Source organism: Prauserella sp. PE36 (assembly GCF_003311655.1).
Lineage (GTDB): Bacteria > Actinomycetota > Actinomycetes > Mycobacteriales > Pseudonocardiaceae > Prauserella_A > Prauserella_A endophytica.
Window position 1 is genome coordinate 1 of record NZ_QEQT01000094.1, and the last position, 16604, is coordinate 16604.

Below are 16604 nucleotides of genomic sequence, written 5' to 3' on the forward strand. Positions count from 1 at the left end.
CTAGGGCGTGTCTCCTAAAGATCTGCGGTGTGAGCTGGGATTGTTGATCGCATGTCACGGTTTGCGGTGCTTACTGACGCTCAATGGGCTCGGATTGAGCCGCTGATGCCGTCCTCGGATGGCCAGCGAGGCAGGCCGTTTAGGGATCACCGGCAGGTGGTCGAGGGGATCGTCTACCGATTCCGGACCGGGATCGCGTGGCGGGACCTGCCTGAGTCGTTCGGACCGTGGCAGACGCTGTGGAAGCGGCACAAGCGGTTCTCGACCGATGGGACCTGGGATAAGATCCACGCTCGGCTGGTCGCTGAGGCTGACGCCGCCGGCGGGGTGGACTGGACGGTGTCGGTCGACTCCACCATCAACCGCGCCCACCAGCACGCGGTCACCCTGCGACGGGTCGAACATCCCGCAGGTCGGCGGCCCACAGGGGGCTGAGCCGAACTACAAGGATCTACGCGCCGAGCCGCTTGATCATGCGCTGGGACGCTCGCGGGGCGGGATGTCGACCAAGATCCACCAGCTCGTCGACGGCCGCGGCCGCCCGCTGGTCATCGCACTCACACCCGGCCAGGCCGGTGACTCCCCCATGCTCGCGCCGCTGCTGTCCCACCTGGCCGTCAAACGGCTCGGTCCAGGTCGGCCGCGCACTCGCCCCGAGGCCTTGATCGGCGACAAGGCCTACTCATCCCGAGCGATTCGAGCCAGACTGCGAGCCCGGGGCATCAAGACCGTGATCCCACAGCCCGCAGACCAGATTGCTCACCGCAGACGGCGTGGCGCCGCCGGAGGCCGCCCACCCGAGTTCGACGCCCTGACCTACAAGCGGCGCAACGTGATCGAACGGTCCTTCAACGACCACAAGCAATGGCGCGGCATCGCCACTCGCTACGACAAGCTCGCCGCCGTCTACCGAGGAGGCATCGTCCTCCGCGCGATCACCCTATGGCTTCGGCAATAAGGAGACACGACCTAGTGCTCTCCGCCGGGGGCACTGGCCCTCACAGCGCCGGGGCGAGGTCCTCCCAGTGCACCACCCACCCCTGGTCCGGGAACCCGGGCGCCGTGCCGTCCGGCCCTGGCCTGCCGGCCTCCCCGGAGGGACCCTCCGGGGAGTCGCCCCAGCCCGCGCACATCATCGCGACGGCGTAGAGCAGACCGCCCGCGGAGGGGAAGTACGGCGAGGGCACCCCGCTCTTGCCGCTGGCGGGCAGGCCGGTATCGGTGAAGCCGAGCCGTTCGTGCAGCAGGTAGTCCACGGCGGTCGCCGGATCGCCCAGCCGCGCGGCGTTCATCGCCAGCAGCGGGAAGTCCCAGCTGTAGAGATCGGTCACCGGCCACGTCTCGTACACCTTGCGCGTCGTGGCGCGCATGGTCTCCACGTCGACGCCGTCACCGGGCAGCATCCCGAACGGCGCGATCGGGTCGGGGTGGTTGGTGTTGCGCTCGGTCCACATGTTCGGCACGCCCTCGTAGAGCACGTAGACGCCGTCCTCGACGGGCAGCGGCGCGAGGCCGCCGAGCACCTCGTCCCAGTACGGTTCGCGGCCCGTGCCCAGCCGTTCGCGCCACGCCTGGGCGATGCGCAGGCCGAATCGCCAGTACGAGAGCTCGAATGCCGGGTTCATCGTCTCGGCGGACGGGTTGCGCTCGTTGCAGCACATGATCGGCGGGCCGATCACGAACCGGCCGCTCTCCTCGCGGTTGGCGAACGAGGCGATGAACTCGGCGCTCTCGTGGACCACCTCACGCCACTTCAGCAGGGTGCGCCTGCCCGGATGGGCCTGGTAGTCCAGTTCGGCGAGGAAGATCGGGTGCGGCTGCTGCCAGATCAGCAGGCAGGTCGGGGTTCCCGGCGATTCCCGGCCGATGGCGTCACCGTGCGTCGTCGTCATCTTCGGCCACCGCGCGCCGCGGAAGCCCTGTGACTTCGCCAGCTCCCGCGCCTTCGGCAGGAACCGCTCGTAGACGTCGGTGCTGCGGTCGAGCAGGGGCCAGCGGTTCCAGAGGGCGTACTGGAACGCGTGCCACCAGTACATCTCCATGTGGAACTTGCCGTACCAGCCGTTGTTGACCAGCCCGGACTCCTGGGCGGGGTCGTTTCCCGCGTCGTTGACGGCCAGGTGGTACTGGCTCAGCACGATCCGGCGTTCCAGCTCGCGCCAGCGCGGGTCGCCGCTGCGCGAGAGGTCGACCGCGCCGCCGGTGCGCCAGTACCGCGGCCACCAGTGCTCGCTCTGCCGCACCACCTCGGCCGCGACGGGCACGGTGCCACGGATCTCGGGGGCGAAGAGCGCGGCCACGTCGAGGTGGTCGCCGCCGCCGGTGATCTCGTAGCGGTGCCGGGCCGGGTCGGGACGGCTGACCCGCGCGCCCGCTGCGAGGTTCAGCCCGACCTGGTAGCGCGTGGCGTCCATCGTGTGCGTGACGATCGCCGCCCGGCCTTGCCGTCGGAGCTCGGTGGAGTGCAGTTCCGGGCGGTCGTAGAAGCCGACGTAGGGCGCCTCGAACTTGTTCCGGCCAGCCGCCGTGGCGTAGGGGAACTCCAGGAACACCGTCAGTCGGCCGAGCCGGACGAGGTCGGAGCTGATCCGCGCGGCCACCACGTCCTCGCCGGGGTGGCACGCGGTCTCGACGGCGACCCGGTGGCCCTCCAGCCGGAAGGCGCTCCGCAGCACGCCCGTCCACGGGTCGAGCTCCTGGACGATGTCGGTGAGGTCGGCCTCCACCGCCTCGCTGCCGTCCTCTTTGAGCAGTCGCAGGCCGATCCGGCCGAGGTTGGCCCGGTGCGGGTTCTCGCGCAGCCAGTTGTGCAGTTCCGGCTCGTTGTCGTCGTCGGTCCAGTAGTACACGTCGCGGCCGTAGGTGTCCCAGATCGTGCCGCGGTAGTCCGAGATCTGCTTGCCGGGAGGCAACGCGTCGACGTGCCAGCCCCAGTCGGAGAGGGTGTTGAACGGCACGAAGGTCTGCAGGCCGGTGACGTCGGCGCCGAAGGCGAAGCGGCCGTTGCCGACCTGGACGGGCAGTTCGAGATCGCTGCGGTGGCGCACCACCCGGTGCCGCGACACCAGCGCGAAACGGTCGATGCGCGTGCCGGGACGGCTTTCGCCGCGCGGGGCCGCGGCGGCCTCCGCCTGGAGCACGCGGGACATGAGCGTCGCGGAGGCCACGGCGGCGGCTCCCTTGACGACGGTTCTGCGGGAAAGCCTGCGCTGCTCGGTCACGAACCGGTCCCTCCTTGGATCGGGTGTGACGTTCGATGAAACGTTTCATCCGAACGGGTGCCGTGACGGTACCCAGCGGGCGGTCACGCGGCAAGGTTCCGGCGGGGGCGTTCGGCCGCGGTGACCGGTTCCGGCCACGCGGCGCCGGTGGTGGTGTGCCCCACCGTTCCGGCAAGGGACGTCACCTGATTCCCAGGGCTGTGGCTCACGTTGCCCGGCATGGAGCCGAAGCGTGTTGTTCGTCCCCCAAGGCCACCTTTGTTGCGTTCAACGCAACAAAGGTGGCCTTGGGGAGCAGTTGCTCACGGGGCGATGCCGACGCCTGGTACGTGGCGAAGGGCGTTCTCCTCGGCCGCGCTCAGGGCGGGCCAGCGCTGGCCCGCGCGCCGCGGGTACACGCGCGACTCGTAGTCGGCCGGAACGTAGGCGGGCTCGAAGAAGCAGCCCGTGCCGTAGCGGGCGTCGAACGCCGGGCACGCGCGGGCCACCGAGCCCGGAGTGGGCGCGCGGCCCGTCCGGACCCACGCCGACAGGGCCGACATCGCGGTGGCGTACCCGGCGTCGCTCAATGAGCTGTGCTCGGTCTCGGTGGTGAAGGTCTGCACCAGCAGCCGTCCAGCGCGCGCACCGTCCAGGCTGGCGCGGTAGGCCGACTCGTGCTCGACGAACGCGGTGGGGTCGTCGATGGCGTGCAGCGTGAGCACGGGAATCGAGACGGCGCCCGTCGGGTCGCTGTCGAAGGACAGGTCACGCACAGCCGACGGGTCGGGGGAGAACCGCCGCACCCCGGCGTTGAGTGCCGCGTCGTCGTGCGAGCCGGTGTAGCGGACCTGCTTGTTGCCGAAGGGATTCCGCCCGCCGAGCCGGTTGTGGACGATGTCGCGGAAGGTGAACGTCGCGAAGCGCAGGTGTGACTCCAGCGTGCGTTCCGGAATGCCGGTCACCGCGAGGATGTCGTCGAGGTTCCGCTGTTGCTCAGGCGTGCGGTCGGCCGGTGAGGACCGGTAGCCGGTGCACTCCTGCAGCCGGGAACGCAGGTCGGCCGAGGTCATCGTCGCGTCCGCGGGCAGGCCCATCCACAGTGGATACTGCGGTTCGGTGGGACGCGGGTGGTTGCCGCAGTAGTACTGGTAGACCACGCGCAGATCGACGCGGTAGTCGTAGCCACGGGAGCCGCCGGCGAGCACCCCGTTGGTGAGCAGCGCGCCGTCGTAGGGGCCGCGCGGGCCGTCGCCATAGATCTCGGCCACCTTCGCGGCGACGTTGCCGCCCCAGGACTGGCCGTGCACCAACGTCTGCCGTGGCCGCCCGAACTCGGCCACGAACAGCCGCCGCAGGTTCTCGGTGTCCTCCGCGGCCATGCGCGTCCCGTAGCCGCCGCGCCGGTAAGACGAACCCGCCCAGGCGTAGCCCTCGCGCACCATCACCGACCAGCGGGCGAGGTCCTCCACACTGCGTTCCGGGTCGGAGCCTTCGCCGAGGTCCGGTCCGCCGTGGGCGTGCAGCACCAGCGAGCCGTTCCAGTCGTGGGGGATGGCGATGGCGTAGTAGGCCCCGTTCCCGTCCTGTCCGGTGCGGCAGGTCGCCATCCCGGCGAGCTCGGCCGGGCATTCGGCGGCGACCGCCCGCGGAGGGCTCCCGGCGAGCAGGCCGCCGGCGAGGGCGACGACGAGTCCGCTCGCCAGCGCTCGGCGTGGTGACTGGCTCCGGTGCACGACGACCTCCTTCGGTCTCCGGCGCACCCTTGCGCCGGGCCTTGAGATGCTAGGCAGCGGTCACCGCCCGCTGGAGGTTTCGTTCATAACGGTCACGGCCGGGCGCCGGAGTCCCCATGCCGTGTCGAGTGCGTCCTGCGTGAGCACGGCTGCCGGTGGGCCCTCGGCGAGCAGGCGCCCGTCGCGCAGCAGCAGGCAGTGGTCGGCGCGGTCGGCCTCCGCGAGGTCATGGGTCACGTGGACGACGGCCGTGCCGGCCGCGGCCGCGGCGGTGAGCGCGGCGGCGATCGCCCGCCGGGCAGGCACGTCGAGGCCGGTGGCCGGCTCGTCGAGCAGCAGCACCCCGGACCGCTGGGCGAGGCCCTGTGCGACGAGCGCGCGCTGCCGCTGCCCTCCGGACAACGAACCCAGCCGCCGCCGGGCGAGGCCGGTGATCTCCAGGCGGCACAGCTCCTCGGCGACGATCCTCCGGTCCTCTTCGGACAGCCGCCGCCACGGGCCGCGATGGGCCCACCGGCCCATCGCGACGGTCTCGCGCACAGTGATCGGCAGGCTGTCGGACACGGCGCTGCGCTGCACGACGAAGGCGGGCCGCACGCCGCCCGGCAGCGTCACCGAGCCCGCGCTCGCGCGGAGGACGCCCGCGACGACCGACAGCAGCGTCGACTTCCCGGAGCCGTTGGGGCCCACGATCGCCGTCACGCCCGCGCACGGAAGGCGCGCCGTGATCGCGTGCAGCACTGTCCTCCCCGCGTACCCGGCTGTCACCCCATCGAGTCTGATCTCGCCCGGCCCATCACTGTGTGTCATGACACCTCAATTGAAACGACAATCGTTTTCATTATAGAGTCGCTCGCCGTGGAGTGGTTGATGGCCCCGTTCGAGGTGTCCTTCGTGCAGCGGGCGCTGTGGGGCGGGGTTCTCGTGTCGCTCATCTGCGCACTGGCCGGCACGTGGGTGGTGCTGCGCGGCATGGCCTTCCTCGGCGACGCGATGTCGCACGGGATGCTGCCGGGCGTCGCGCTCGGTTCGCTGGCCGGCGGCAACCTGCTGCTGGGCGCGGCGCTCAGCGCCGGGGTCATGGCGCTCGGGGTGACGGCGCTTGGCCGCTCGCGCCGGTTCTCGCAGGACACGGCGATCGGCCTGCTGTTCGTCGGCATGCTCGCGACCGGCGTGATCATCGTGTCGCACTCGCAGTCCTTCGCGGTCGACCTCACGGGCTTCCTGTTCGGCGACGTGCTGGCGGTCCGGGACCGGGACCTCGGCTTCCTCGCCGCCGCGCTGGCCGTCGCCGCGGTGGTGTCCGCGCTCGGTTACCGCGCGTTCGTGGCGCTCACCTTCGACGCCCGCAGAGCGCACACGCTGGGGCTGTACCCGCGCCTCGCCCACGCGGCGCTGCTGGGTCTGCTCACGCTCGCGATCGTCGCGTCGTTCCACGTCGTCGGCACGCTGCTGGTCTTCGGACTGCTCATCGCGCCGCCCGCCGCGGCAATGCTCTGGGCGAGCCGCATCCCGCTGATCATGCTCGGCGCCGCGGTGCTCGGCTGCGTCGCGACCGGGGCCGGGCTGCTCGTCTCGTGGCACTGGGGCACCGCGGCCGGAGCCACGATCGCCGCGGTCGCCGTGGCCCTGTTCTTCCTGTCCGCACTGGCCGCTCGCGTGCGGGAGCGCGCGAGCCGCACCACTACTGAAGAGGGGATCCCGCAGTCATCTTGAGGGCACACAACAAGGCCGCCGCACTGGCGCTGTCCGCAGGGCTGCTGCTGACCGCCTGCGGCGGCGATCCACAGCCGCGACAGGACGCCGAGGCCACACCGCACGGCTACGTGGAGGGAGCCGAGGAGGCCGCGGAGGCACAGTCCCGGCTCGTCCTCGCCGACGCGCGTGGCGGGGCGGTACGGGTACTGGATCTGATCACCGAGGAGGTCACCCGTCTCGACGACATACCCGCCGTGGAGGGCATCAGCACCGACGGCCGGTTCGCCTACCTTGCGGCAGGGGAGTCGACCCACGTCGTCGACAGCGGCGCCTGGATGGTCGACCACGGCGACCACGTGCACTACTACCGCGCCGACATCCGGGGCGCTGGCCGGATCGACGGCAACGCCGTCGCCGCGAACACCGACTCGGCCGTCACCGCCGTTGCGCTCGAGGACGGGACGACGGCGCTGCTGGACCGCCCTGCGCTGGAGGACGGGGACGTCCGCGCGCGGGAGCCGGTCGAGGGCATCGCCGTGCCCTACGGGCAGCGGCTGCTCGTCGCCACCAACGACGGCGTCACCGTCCGCGAGCGCCGCGGCGAGGGCGCCCGCGCGATCGGGGAGCCGTGCCCCGACCCGGAGGGCACGGCGGTGACGCGGCGCGGGGTCGTGTTCGGCTGCGCGGACGGTGCGCTGCTCGTGAGCGAGGACGATGGCGCGTTCACCGGCGCGAAGATCCCGTATCCCCAGTCCGTGCCGGACGCGGAGCGGGCCACCGAGTTCACCCACCGCCCGGGCAGCGCGACCCTCGCGGCGGCCGCGGGCCAGCGCGGCGTCTGGTCGCTGGACGTGTCGGAGCGGTCCTGGAGCCGGATCGAGACCGGACCCGTGGTGGCCGCGAACGCGGTCGGCGAGGGCGGGCCGCTGCTGACGCTCACGGCCGACGGCGTGCTGCACGCCTACGACTCCGCCACGGGGGAGCAGATCGCGAGCAGGTCGCTGCTGACGGCACCGATCGATGCCGGTGCGACGCCGGTGATTCAGGTCGACACCAGCCGCGCGTACGTCAACGATCCGGCTGGACGGCGGGTGTACGAAGTGGACTACAACGACGACCTGCGCGTCGCCCGGACCTTCGAGCTCGACATCGAGCCCGCGCATCTGGTGGAGACGGGCCGGTGAGGGCCCGGCTGTGTGCGGCCGCCGTCACGCTGCTGCTGGCGCTCTCCGGGTGCTCCGCGGCCGGGGACGACGGCGGCGGCGTGGTGGTGACGACCAACATCCTCGGCGACCTGACGCGCGCCGTCACCGGCGACGAGGTGCCCGTGACCGTCCTGATGCGACCGAACGCGGACCCGCACTCCTTCGCCATCTCGGCGCAGGAGGCCGCCCGCCTCGAACAGGCCGATCTGATCATCCACAACGGACTCGGCCTGGAGGAGGGTGTGCAGCGCAACGTCGACGCCGCTGTGGACGCCGGAGTGCCCGCACTGGCGGTCGGCGAGGAGGTGGAACCGATCCGCTACCGCGGTGACGAGCAGGACGGCAAGGCCGACCCGCATTTCTGGACGGATCCACGCCGGGTGCGCACCGCGGTGGAGGTGATCACCGACCGGCTCGTCCGGGAGGTCGACGGCATCGACGAGGCGACCGTCAGGGCCAACGCCGCAGCGTACCTCGAGCGCGTGGACGAGATCGACCGCTGGATGACGGAGCGGTTCGCGGCGATCCCGCCCGAGCGGCGCAAGCTCGTGACCAACCACCACGTGTTCGGCTACCTGGCGCAGCGGTACGACTTCGAGATCGTGGGCGCCGTGGTGCCCAGCGGCACCACGCTGGCCTCGCCGAGCGCGTCCGACCTCAGCGAACTCGCGTCCACTATCCGCTCCGCGGGGGTCGGTGCGATCTTCGCGGACTCCTCGCAGCCCGATCGGCTCGCCCGCGTCCTCGCCGACCAGGCCGGGGTGCACGTGCGCGTGCTGCCGCTGTTCTCCGAGTCGCTCAGCGAGCCCGGTGGGGGAGCACCGACCTATCTGGACATGATGCGCGCCAACACGAACACGATCGTCGACGGTCTCGGCCGGAACTGAGCAATCGCAAAAGAGAAATGGGAGTTACGATGAGAAACAGCCTGCGATATCGGCGGGTCGCCGGAGTGTCCACAGTGGCCGCTGCGGTGCTCGCGCTCGGCGCGTGCGGCACCGAGAACGAGCGGCCGGCCGGTCAGGAGGGCGGCGGCGCGCGCCAGGGACAGCCCGCCACCACGGTCGCCGATCCGGTGGTGGCGACCTACGACGGCGGGATCTACGTGCTCGACGGCAAGACCCTCGACGTCAAGGCGGAGCTCCCGCTGGAGGGCTTCAACCGCCTCAACCCGGCGGGTGACGACCGGCACGTGATGGTGTCCACCTCGGACGGTTTCCAGGTGCTGGACGCGGTGGGCGCGCAGCTGACCGACGTCACGTTCCCCGGCCCCGAGCCCGGGCACGTCGTCCGGCACGCGGGGCGCACGGTGCTCTTCTCCGACGGCACCGGCGAGGTCATCAGCTTCGACCCCGCGCAGTTGGGCGACGGCAAGCCGCAGACCGAGTCCTACACCACCGCGGAGCCGCACCACGGCGTCGCGATCGAGCTGGAGAACGGTGAGCTCGTGGTGACCCTCGGCAACGAGGAGGAGCGCACCGGAATCATGGTCCTCGACGCGCAGCGCGAGGAGATCGCCCGCAACGAGCAGTGCCCCGGCGTGCACGGCGAGGCCACGGCGCGGGGCGAGGCCGTGGTGATCGGCTGCGAGGACGGCGTGCTCGTGTACCGCGACGGCGAGATCACCAAGGTCGACAGCCCGACCGAGTACGGCCGGATCGGCAACCAGTCCGGCACGGACGCGTCGCCGATCGTGCTCGGTGACTACAAGCAGGACGAGGACGCCGAGCTGGAACGCCCGACGCAGGTCTCGCTCATCGACACCGAGACCGGGAAGCTGCGCCTGGTCGACCTCGGCACGAGCTACACCTTCCGCTCGCTGGCCAGGGGACCGCAGGGCGAGGCGCTGGTCCTCGGCACCGACGGCGCCATCCACGTCCTCGACCCGGTGCGCGCCGAGGTGGTGCGCACCATCCCGGTGATCGGGAGGTGGCAGGAACCGCTGGAGTGGCAGCAGCCGAGGCCGGCGATCTTCGTGCGCGGCGGTACGGCGTACGTGTCCGACCCCGGCGAGCGGCAGCTGCACGCCGTGGACCTGGCCACGGGCGAGAAGACGGCCACGGCGAAGCTGGAGGAGGCGCCGAACGAGCTGAGCGGGGTGCTGGCCCAGGCTCACTGACGGCCCGCGGCGCGGTGGGGACGCCTCACCGCGCCGTGTGCTGTCCATAAGGGACAGCGCGCACGAGGGTCACCCGCACCGTGGCCCCACTGGGCACCGGGTAGGTCCGCGACTCGCCCTGCCTGGCCCCGGCCAGCGCGCGGCCGAGCGGCGACTCCGGCGAGTACACCTCGAGCCCGTCGGCGTCGCCGCCGTCGCGCACACCCAGCAGGAACGTCTCTGTGGCGGGGTCGTCGTCGAACCTGACGGTGAGCACCATGCCGGGTTCGGCCACGCCGTCGTCGGGCGGCGCCTCGCCAACGACGGCGCTGTGGAGAATCTCCTCCAGCTGGCGGATGCGGGCCTGCCTGCGCGGTTCGCCGAGGGTGTCGTCCTCGTCCGGATGGGCGGAGTGGCGGTGACGGCGGAGCTCGGCGAGCTCGTCCCGCAGCCGTTCGAAGGCGTCGGTGGTGAGCCAGGTGCGCTGGTGTGCGGTCATTGTGCGTCCTCGGGTCGTGCGTTGGTGGTCGGTGCGGGTGAGCCGCCTGAGCAGGGTGGCGTTGGCGTCCTCTGCGAAGCCGGTGGCGACGCGTTCGAGTACGTCGCGCTGGGTACGCAGCAGCGCGTTCTCGGCCCGGAGCCATTCCAGTTCGGCGCGTTCGCTCTCATCGATCGGTTCGTTGCTTGTCATCACCTGCTCCTCGGTTCAGCGCAGCGGGTCGAACTCGCGCAGCGCCTCCGGCTGTTTGCCCGCGGTGATCTGCTCGGCGAGGAGCCGTCCCGTCACCGGGCCCTGGGTGAGGCCCCACATGCCGTGTCCGCCCGCGACGTACACCCCCGGCGCCGCCGTCGCGCCGATCACCGGCAGGCTGTCGTGCGTCACGGGCCGAGGGCCGACCCACTCGTCCCGCCTCTCCTCCCACCGGACACCGGTGAGGAAGGGCCGCGCCGACGCGACGATTGCGTCGATCCGGGCCGGGTCCAGAGCGGCGTCCGGCCCGCGGAACTCCATCGTCCCGGCTACCCGGAGGCCGCCCTGGTACGGCGTGCAGGCGACGCGGGCCTCGGGCAGGTAGACGGGTCCGGGCACCGGCTCGTCGGTCGCGACGGTGAACGAGTAGCCGCGGCCGGCGCGCACGGGCACCCGGACCCCGAAGCGCCTCGTCAGCTTGTTCAGCCACGCCCCCGTGGCGAGCACGACGACCTGGGCGGACAGCGTTCCGGCAGACGCGGAGCGCACCGTCGCGGCGTGGCGATGGGGCCGGATGTCGACGACGTCGAAACCGCTGCGGATCACGCCGCCGCGCTCCCGGACCGAGTCCGCGAGGGCCGCGACGAACTCACCGGGGTCGACGTAACGCTGCCCGTCCACGCGAACGCCGGTTCCCGTGCGCTCCGACGCCTGCGGCAGCCATTCGCGCAGCTCGCCTTCGGTGAGTCCCCGGTAGGACAGCTCCTGGCCGATGTCCCGGAGGCGGGCCAGCTCGGCGAGCAGTCCCGCGGCATGTCCGGCCGACTCGAAGACCGCCGTGACCGGCGCCTGCGGGGTCGCTGCCCGCACGCCGCCCGCGATGAGCGTGTCGAAGGCCTCCAGGCATTCGGCGTTGAGCGCGAGGTTGGCCTGCGCCACCCGTTCCCAGGCGCGCCAGTTGCAGTGCGCGGCGAACCGCAGCAGGAACCGCCAGAGCCGTGGGTCGGGCGACGCGGGCACGTGCAGCGGGGCCGCGCGGTCGAACAGCGACCGCAGCCCGAAGCGCAGCACCCCCGGCTCGTTCAGCGGCAGGGCCAGGCCCGGGGCCAGCCAGCCCGCGTTGCCCCAGGACGCGCCGGCCGCGGGCCCGGCCCGGTCCACCACCGTGACGGCGACACCGCGCTCCTGAAGGAACCACGCGGTGGAGAGCCCGACCACGCCGGCGCCGACGACGAGTGCCGTGCGTGGTCCCTCAGAGCTCCGACCGACCTCACCCATGAGCACCTTCCCGGATCCGTGCGAACTCCACATCGCGAGGATGGGCGACCGGGACCGTTCGATGGTTGTCCGGAACGAACAAATATGCCGAAGCTCGTTGTCCGTTTCGGCCAGCGGTAGGCTCGTCGGAACTTTCGCGGTGGAGACGGGTCGGTAGATGGTCAGACTGGATCACCTGATCAACGTGCTGGGCGGCTACGGCATCCGGGTGGCCGGCCACGGGCGTGGTCGCGACACCGAACTGCACAGCGTCGTCATGCACGACCCCACCGCGGCCGACCCCATGGTGGGCGACGTCCTGCTGGCGGTCGGCATCCCCGACGTCGCTCGCGCGGTCGAGCTTGCGATCGGCGGGCAGGCGAGGGCGGTGCTCGTCCGCACCGACGAGCGGCCGCCCGGCGACGTGCTCGGCACCGCCGACGCCCACGGGCTCTGCCTGCTGCTCGTCGACCCGCGGGTGTCCTGGAGCCAGGTGGCCGGGGTCGTCTACGGGCTCGTGCTCGAGGGTCGCGAGACCGAGTCCGGCCGGGGCCCGAGCGACCTGTTCGCCCTTGCCGACACCATCGCCGCGGCCGTGGGAGGGCCGGTCACCATCGAGGACCAGCTCTCCAGGGTGATGGCCTACTCCAGCGTGCAGAACGACGCCGACCCGGCGCGACTCGACACGATCCTGGGCAGGCGGGTGCCTGAGCCGGTGCGCGCCCTGTTCGAGCGGCGCGGCGTGTTCACCCACCTCGCGATCTCCGACGAGCCCTGCTACGTGGAGGCAGCACCCGAGCACGGGATGCGCGGGCGCACGGTCGTCGCCGTCCGCGCGGGCCGGGAACTGCTCGGTTCGCTGTGGGTCACGTGCGACGGGCCGCTCGATCCCGCGCGGGCACGGGCGCTCGCCGACGGAGCCCACACGGTGGCCTTGCACCTGCTCCGCTCGCGCGTGAGCGCGGACCTCGAACGGCAGGTCGAGTCGGAGCTGGTGATCCAGCTGCTGGAGGGCACCCCGGACGCGACCGCCGTGCTCGGCAAGCTCGGCCTGCCGCCTCGGCCGCTGCGGGTGATCGCGCTGCAGGCACACACCGGCGGCGAGCGGCACGCCGCCATCCTGCTCGCGTTCGAACGCGCGACCACCGGCTTCGGCTGGTCGCGTCCGGGGCGGACGACGCTGTTCGGCAACACCGTCTACACGCTGCTGCCGTGTGACGAGGACCCCGGCGCCGCCCGCGACTGGCTGCGCGCTCTCGTGCACGGCCTGCCCGCCCACGTCACGCCGGCCGCGGGCATCGGCGCGCCCGCCGAGCCCGGCGAGATCCCGGCGAGCAGGCAGGAGGCCGACGAGAGCCTGGCCCTGCACACCACTCGGCCCGGCACCCCGGCGGTCTGCTACGACGAGTCGTGGGACGAGATCCTGCTGCAGCGCCTGCGCACGGCCGCCTCCTCGGGGCGCATCCCGTCCCGAGGGCCCGTGGTCGAGCTCGCCCGGCACGACGAGGCGAACGCGACGCGGTTCCTGACGACCCTGCGCGCCTGGCTGGAGGCGCAGGGCGACCTCAACACCGCCGCGGCGCGACTCGGCGTGCACCCGAACACCATTCGCTACCGCATGCGCAAGATGGCCGAGATCGTCAACCTGGAGCTGGAGGATCCCGGCAAGCGGCTGGCGATGCTGATCACGCTGGCCATCGGCGACCACGACGCGTGATCGCGGATACCGGACCCGCGCGACCGGCTTCGCGCGCCGGGCGGTTTGGCCGGCATCCGTCGCCGCAGCCGGAAGCGGGTCCCCGCGGCGACGCGGCCCCGGCCGTGTCGCTCACGCGCGCACTCACCCGCCCGTCAGCTCCGCAGCGCTTCCACCACCGTCTTCGTGGCCTCAGCGAGGAGAGCGTTGTCCGGCTCGGCTTCCTGCTCCGCGCGGCTCGACATGATCGCGATCACGATCGGGGCGCGGTCGGGCGGCCACACGACGGCGATGTCGTTGCGGGTCCCGTAGCCACCTGTGCCGGTCTTGTCGCCGACCACCCAGCCATCCGGCACCCCGGCACGGACCAGCTCGTCGCCGGTGAGGTTGCGGCGGAGCATGTCGATGAGGATCGCTCGCTTGTCCGCGGTCAGCGTGTCGCCGAGTGCGTAGGCACGAAGTGTGGTGGCCAGTGCCCTGGGCGTGCTCGTGTCGCGGATGTCGCCGGGTGTGGCCTCGTTGAGCTCGGGCTCGAACCGGTCGACGTGCGTGGTCTGGTCGCCGACCTCGCGCAGCGCGGCCTGCAGGCCCTTCGGCCCACCGAGCTCACGCAGCAGCAGATTGCCGGCCGTGTTGTCGCTGTAGCGCACGGCGGCGTCCATGAGCTCCCGCAGCGGAAGGCCCGCGCCGGCGTGCTTTTCGGTGACGGGGGAGAAGGTCACCAGGTCGTCCACGGTATAGGGCACCACCACCTCGTCCAGTTCGGCGATCGTGCGTTCGCTGAGCAGGGCCGCGGTGGCGAGCGCCTTGAACGTCGAGCAGTAGGCGAAGCGCGCGTCGGCGCGGTGGCTGATCTCCCGGCCGGTGCCGGTGTCCACGGCGTACACGCCGAGCCGCGCGTCGAACCGCTGCTCCAGCTCACCGAACTCGCGCTCGGCCGTCGCCGCGGCCGTGCTCGCCTCGGCCGGGGCGGACGACGCCGAGGACTGGCGAGCCGGTGGCTCGCCACTGGCGGTGCAGGCGGTGAGTGCCAGCAGGGAGAGAGCGGCGGCCGCCGCGAGGCGGCGCGCGGACTGGATGGGCAAGGGTGGTCCTCTCGATCTTCCTGGTCGTGCCAGGTCAGTCTCACGACGTGCGGTGACCGCGTTCAAGACCGATCCGGGCGGCACTCATGCCGTGCCGGTATAGAGCCAGGTGCCGCCCGTTCGCCCGGCCGGCGAGCGGTGACGGAGGTGCCGGCCCCCAAGGCCACCTTTGTTGCGTTCAACGCAACAAAGGTGGCCTTGGGGAGCATCAGCTCAGCGGCGAGCCTGCGCCGGGGAACTCGTCGAACACCAGCCACGTCCGGGTCGCCCGCACACCGTCCACGGCCTGGATCCGGCCGAGCACGACGTCTCGCAGGGTGGCGTTGTCGGGGGTGCGGACCAGCAGCAGCACGTCGACGTCGCCGCCCACCAGCGCGATGTGCTCGACGTAGGGGATCGCGCCCAGCGTGTCCTTCAGCGCCCGCCACGCCGTCTGCTCGACGGTGACCAGCACGTAGGCGCTCGTGCCGAGCCCGGCCAGCTGCGGATCGATCCGCGCGCCGAATCCGGTGATCACGCCGTCGCGAAGCAGCCGGTCCAGTCGTGAGTAGGCGTTGGCGCGCGAGATGGCCAGCCGTTCGGCCAGCGAGCGCACGGAGATACGGGCGTCGTCGGCCAGCACGTCCAGCATGGCGCGGTCGACGGCGTCGAGGGCGGCCGCCGTTCGTCCAGCGGGCAGGCCCTCGGGAGCACTGGTGTTGGACATCTGGTCGGGAAGCCCCTCTGTTGATGGCCGTTTGTCGCTGATTCTGGCAGATCGTTGAACATGCAGTGTGCCGGTGGGCAGCATTCTCGACACCGAGAACGACGGAAGGCGGTGTGCGATGGCTGCTCAGCGCCAGAACGTCACCGGTCTGCTGCCCGCGGGGGAGCCGGTCCGGTTCGTGGCCGAGGACGGTACCGCGGGCCCGCCGCCGCCCGGCTACACCGAGCCGTCGCCGGAGCGGCTGCGCGAGGCGTACCGGCGCATGGTGCTGGGCAGGCGGTTCGACACGCAGGCGACGGCTCTGACGAAGCAGGGCAGGCTGGCCGTGTACCCGTCGGCGGCGGGGCAGGAGGCGTGCCAGATCGCCGCGGCGCTCGCACTGCGCGACGACGACTGGCTGTTTCCGACCTACCGCGACTCGATGGCGCTCGTCGCCCGCGGCCTGGACCCCGTGCAGCTGATGGAACTGCTGCGCGGCACCTGGCACTGCGGCTACGACCCGCACGCCACCTTCACCGCACCGCAGTGCACCCCGCTCGCCACGCAGACGCTGCACGCGGCCGGACTCGCCGACGCCATCCGGCGACGCGGGGAGGAACGGGTGGTGCTGGCGCTCATCGGCGACGGCGGCACGAGCGAGGGTGACTTCCACGAGGCGCTGAACTTCGCCGCCGTCTTCCACGTGCCGGTGGTGTTCTTCGTGCAGAACAACGGGTTCGCGATCTCGGTGCCGCTCGCCAAGCAGACCAGGGCGCCCGCCCTCGCCTACAAGGGCGTCGGCTACGGCGTCGCCTCGGAACAGGTCGACGGCAACGACCTCGTCGCGGTGCTGTCGGTGCTCGACCACGCGGTCGCGCACGCCCGGTGCGGCGGCGGGCCGTTCCTCGTCGAGGCGCACACCTACCGGATGGACGCTCACACCAACGCCGACGACGCGACCCGCTACCGCGATGCGGCCGAGGTCGAGCGCTGGCGGGCTGCGGATCCGGTGCGGCGCCTGGAAACGCACCTGCGGGAGCGCGGCGTGCTGACCGAGGAGGACGTCGCCGCCGACGCGGCTGCCGCGGAGGAGTTCGCGGCCGGGTTCCGGGCCCGCATGAACGCCGAGCCCGAGGTCGATCCGCTCGGGCTGTTCGCGCACGTCTACGCCGAACCGACCCGCCAGCTGGCCGCGCAGCGCGAGACGTTGCGCGCCGAACTCGCCGCGCAGGAGGGATGACGTGGAGCAGCTC

At 71.9% G+C, this 16604-nt stretch carries 14 protein-coding genes; 7 read left to right on the forward strand and 7 right to left on the reverse strand.

Going from position 1 to position 16604, the window contains the following annotated elements:
* The first annotated feature begins 51 nt into the window (after positions 1–51).
* A protein-coding gene (locus tag DI005_RS29865) for an IS5 family transposase (protein ID WP_369973583.1) occupies positions 52–958 on the forward strand; the annotation gives its coding sequence in 2 pieces (ribosomal slippage) (positions 52–422 and positions 421–958; 909 coding nt in all).
* A gap of 40 nt (positions 959–998) precedes the next feature.
* Here the strand turns inward: DI005_RS29865 and DI005_RS29870 are convergent.
* The 3 genes from DI005_RS29870 to aztA form a co-directional block, all read right to left on the reverse strand.
* A complete protein-coding gene (locus DI005_RS29870) occupies positions 999–3221 on the reverse strand; it encodes a hypothetical protein (RefSeq protein ID WP_113644369.1) in 2223 nt (740 codons plus the stop codon).
* A 302-nt stretch (positions 3222–3523) separates the two neighbouring features.
* Positions 3524–4936, reverse strand: a complete 1413-nt coding sequence (locus DI005_RS29875; protein WP_199543335.1) for a hypothetical protein — start codon at positions 4934–4936, stop codon at positions 3524–3526.
* Positions 4937–4996: 60 nt separating this feature from the next.
* Positions 4997–5746 (reverse strand): zinc ABC transporter ATP-binding protein AztA, encoded by a 750-nt coding sequence (aztA, locus tag DI005_RS29880; protein ID WP_113644371.1) that lies wholly within the window; start codon positions 5744–5746, stop codon positions 4997–4999.
* A gap of 48 nt (positions 5747–5794) precedes the next feature.
* Between aztA and aztB the strand changes: the two genes are divergently transcribed.
* From aztB to aztD, 4 genes are read left to right on the forward strand one after another with little or no spacing between them, the layout of a single operon-like run.
* On the forward strand, positions 5795–6652 hold the full coding sequence (gene aztB / locus DI005_RS29885) for a zinc ABC transporter permease AztB (RefSeq protein ID WP_113644372.1): 858 nt from the start codon (positions 5795–5797) through the stop codon (positions 6650–6652).
* On the forward strand, positions 6649–7818 hold the full coding sequence (locus DI005_RS29890; protein ID WP_113644373.1) for a hypothetical protein: 1170 nt from the start codon (positions 6649–6651) through the stop codon (positions 7816–7818). Before aztB ends, DI005_RS29890 begins: the two co-directional genes overlap by 4 nt.
* Positions 7815–8726, forward strand: a complete 912-nt coding sequence (gene aztC / locus DI005_RS29895) for a zinc ABC transporter substrate-binding protein AztC (RefSeq protein ID WP_112270101.1) — start codon at positions 7815–7817, stop codon at positions 8724–8726. Before DI005_RS29890 ends, aztC begins: the two co-directional genes overlap by 4 nt.
* A gap of 29 nt (positions 8727–8755) precedes the next feature.
* Entirely contained in the window at positions 8756–9958 is a 1203-nt protein-coding gene (gene aztD / locus DI005_RS29900; RefSeq protein WP_113644374.1) for a zinc metallochaperone AztD, read from the forward strand.
* A gap of 25 nt (positions 9959–9983) precedes the next feature.
* Here the strand turns inward: aztD and DI005_RS29905 are convergent, their stop codons facing one another.
* A complete protein-coding gene (locus tag DI005_RS29905; protein ID WP_199543337.1) occupies positions 9984–10628 on the reverse strand; it encodes a GreA/GreB family elongation factor in 645 nt (214 codons plus the stop codon).
* Positions 10629–10643: 15 nt separating this feature from the next.
* Positions 10644–11906 (reverse strand): FAD-binding oxidoreductase, encoded by a 1263-nt coding sequence (locus DI005_RS29910; RefSeq protein ID WP_113644375.1) that lies wholly within the window; start codon positions 11904–11906, stop codon positions 10644–10646.
* A gap of 157 nt (positions 11907–12063) precedes the next feature.
* Between DI005_RS29910 and DI005_RS29915 the strand changes: the two genes are divergently transcribed.
* The gene (locus tag DI005_RS29915; protein WP_113644376.1) at positions 12064–13602 is read left to right on the forward strand and encodes a CdaR family transcriptional regulator; all 1539 of its coding nucleotides are present in this window, start codon (positions 12064–12066) and stop codon (positions 13600–13602) included.
* Between the two features lie 134 nt (positions 13603–13736).
* Here DI005_RS29915 and bla read toward each other — a convergent pair whose 3' ends face one another.
* Together bla and DI005_RS29925 are read right to left on the reverse strand one after the other, a co-directional pair.
* Positions 13737–14666 carry a class A beta-lactamase gene (bla, locus tag DI005_RS29920; RefSeq protein ID WP_113644377.1) on the reverse strand — a complete coding sequence of 310 codons (930 nt, stop codon included), beginning with the start codon at positions 14664–14666 and terminating at the stop codon, positions 13737–13739.
* A gap of 208 nt (positions 14667–14874) precedes the next feature.
* Positions 14875–15372 (reverse strand): Lrp/AsnC family transcriptional regulator, encoded by a 498-nt coding sequence (locus tag DI005_RS29925; RefSeq protein WP_113644378.1) that lies wholly within the window; start codon positions 15370–15372, stop codon positions 14875–14877.
* Between the two features lie 118 nt (positions 15373–15490).
* Between DI005_RS29925 and pdhA the strand changes: the two genes are divergently transcribed.
* Positions 15491–16591 carry a pyruvate dehydrogenase (acetyl-transferring) E1 component subunit alpha gene (pdhA, locus tag DI005_RS29930; protein ID WP_113644392.1) on the forward strand — a complete coding sequence of 367 codons (1101 nt, stop codon included), beginning with the start codon at positions 15491–15493 and terminating at the stop codon, positions 16589–16591.
* Positions 16592–16604: the final 13 nt, after the last annotated feature.

Excerpts from the sequence above, each read along its gene's own strand:
- DI005_RS29910 (WP_113644375.1), bottom strand. The coding sequence starts at position 11,906 with ATGGGTGAGGTCGGTCGGAGCTCTGAGGGACCACGCACGGCACTCGTC.
- aztD (WP_113644374.1), top strand. The coding sequence starts at position 8,756 with ATGAGAAACAGCCTGCGATATCGGCGGGTCGCCGGAGTGTCCACAGTG.
- aztA (WP_113644371.1), bottom strand. The coding sequence starts at position 5,746 with ATGACACACAGTGATGGGCCGGGCGAGATCAGACTCGATGGGGTGACA.
- DI005_RS29925 (WP_113644378.1), bottom strand. The coding sequence starts at position 15,372 with ATGTCCAACACCAGTGCTCCCGAGGGCCTGCCCGCTGGACGAACGGCG.
- pdhA (WP_113644392.1), top strand. The coding sequence starts at position 15,491 with ATGGCTGCTCAGCGCCAGAACGTCACCGGTCTGCTGCCCGCGGGGGAG.
- DI005_RS29915 (WP_113644376.1), top strand. The coding sequence starts at position 12,064 with ATGGTCAGACTGGATCACCTGATCAACGTGCTGGGCGGCTACGGCATC.
- DI005_RS29905 (WP_199543337.1), bottom strand. The coding sequence starts at position 10,628 with ATGACAAGCAACGAACCGATCGATGAGAGCGAACGCGCCGAACTGGAA.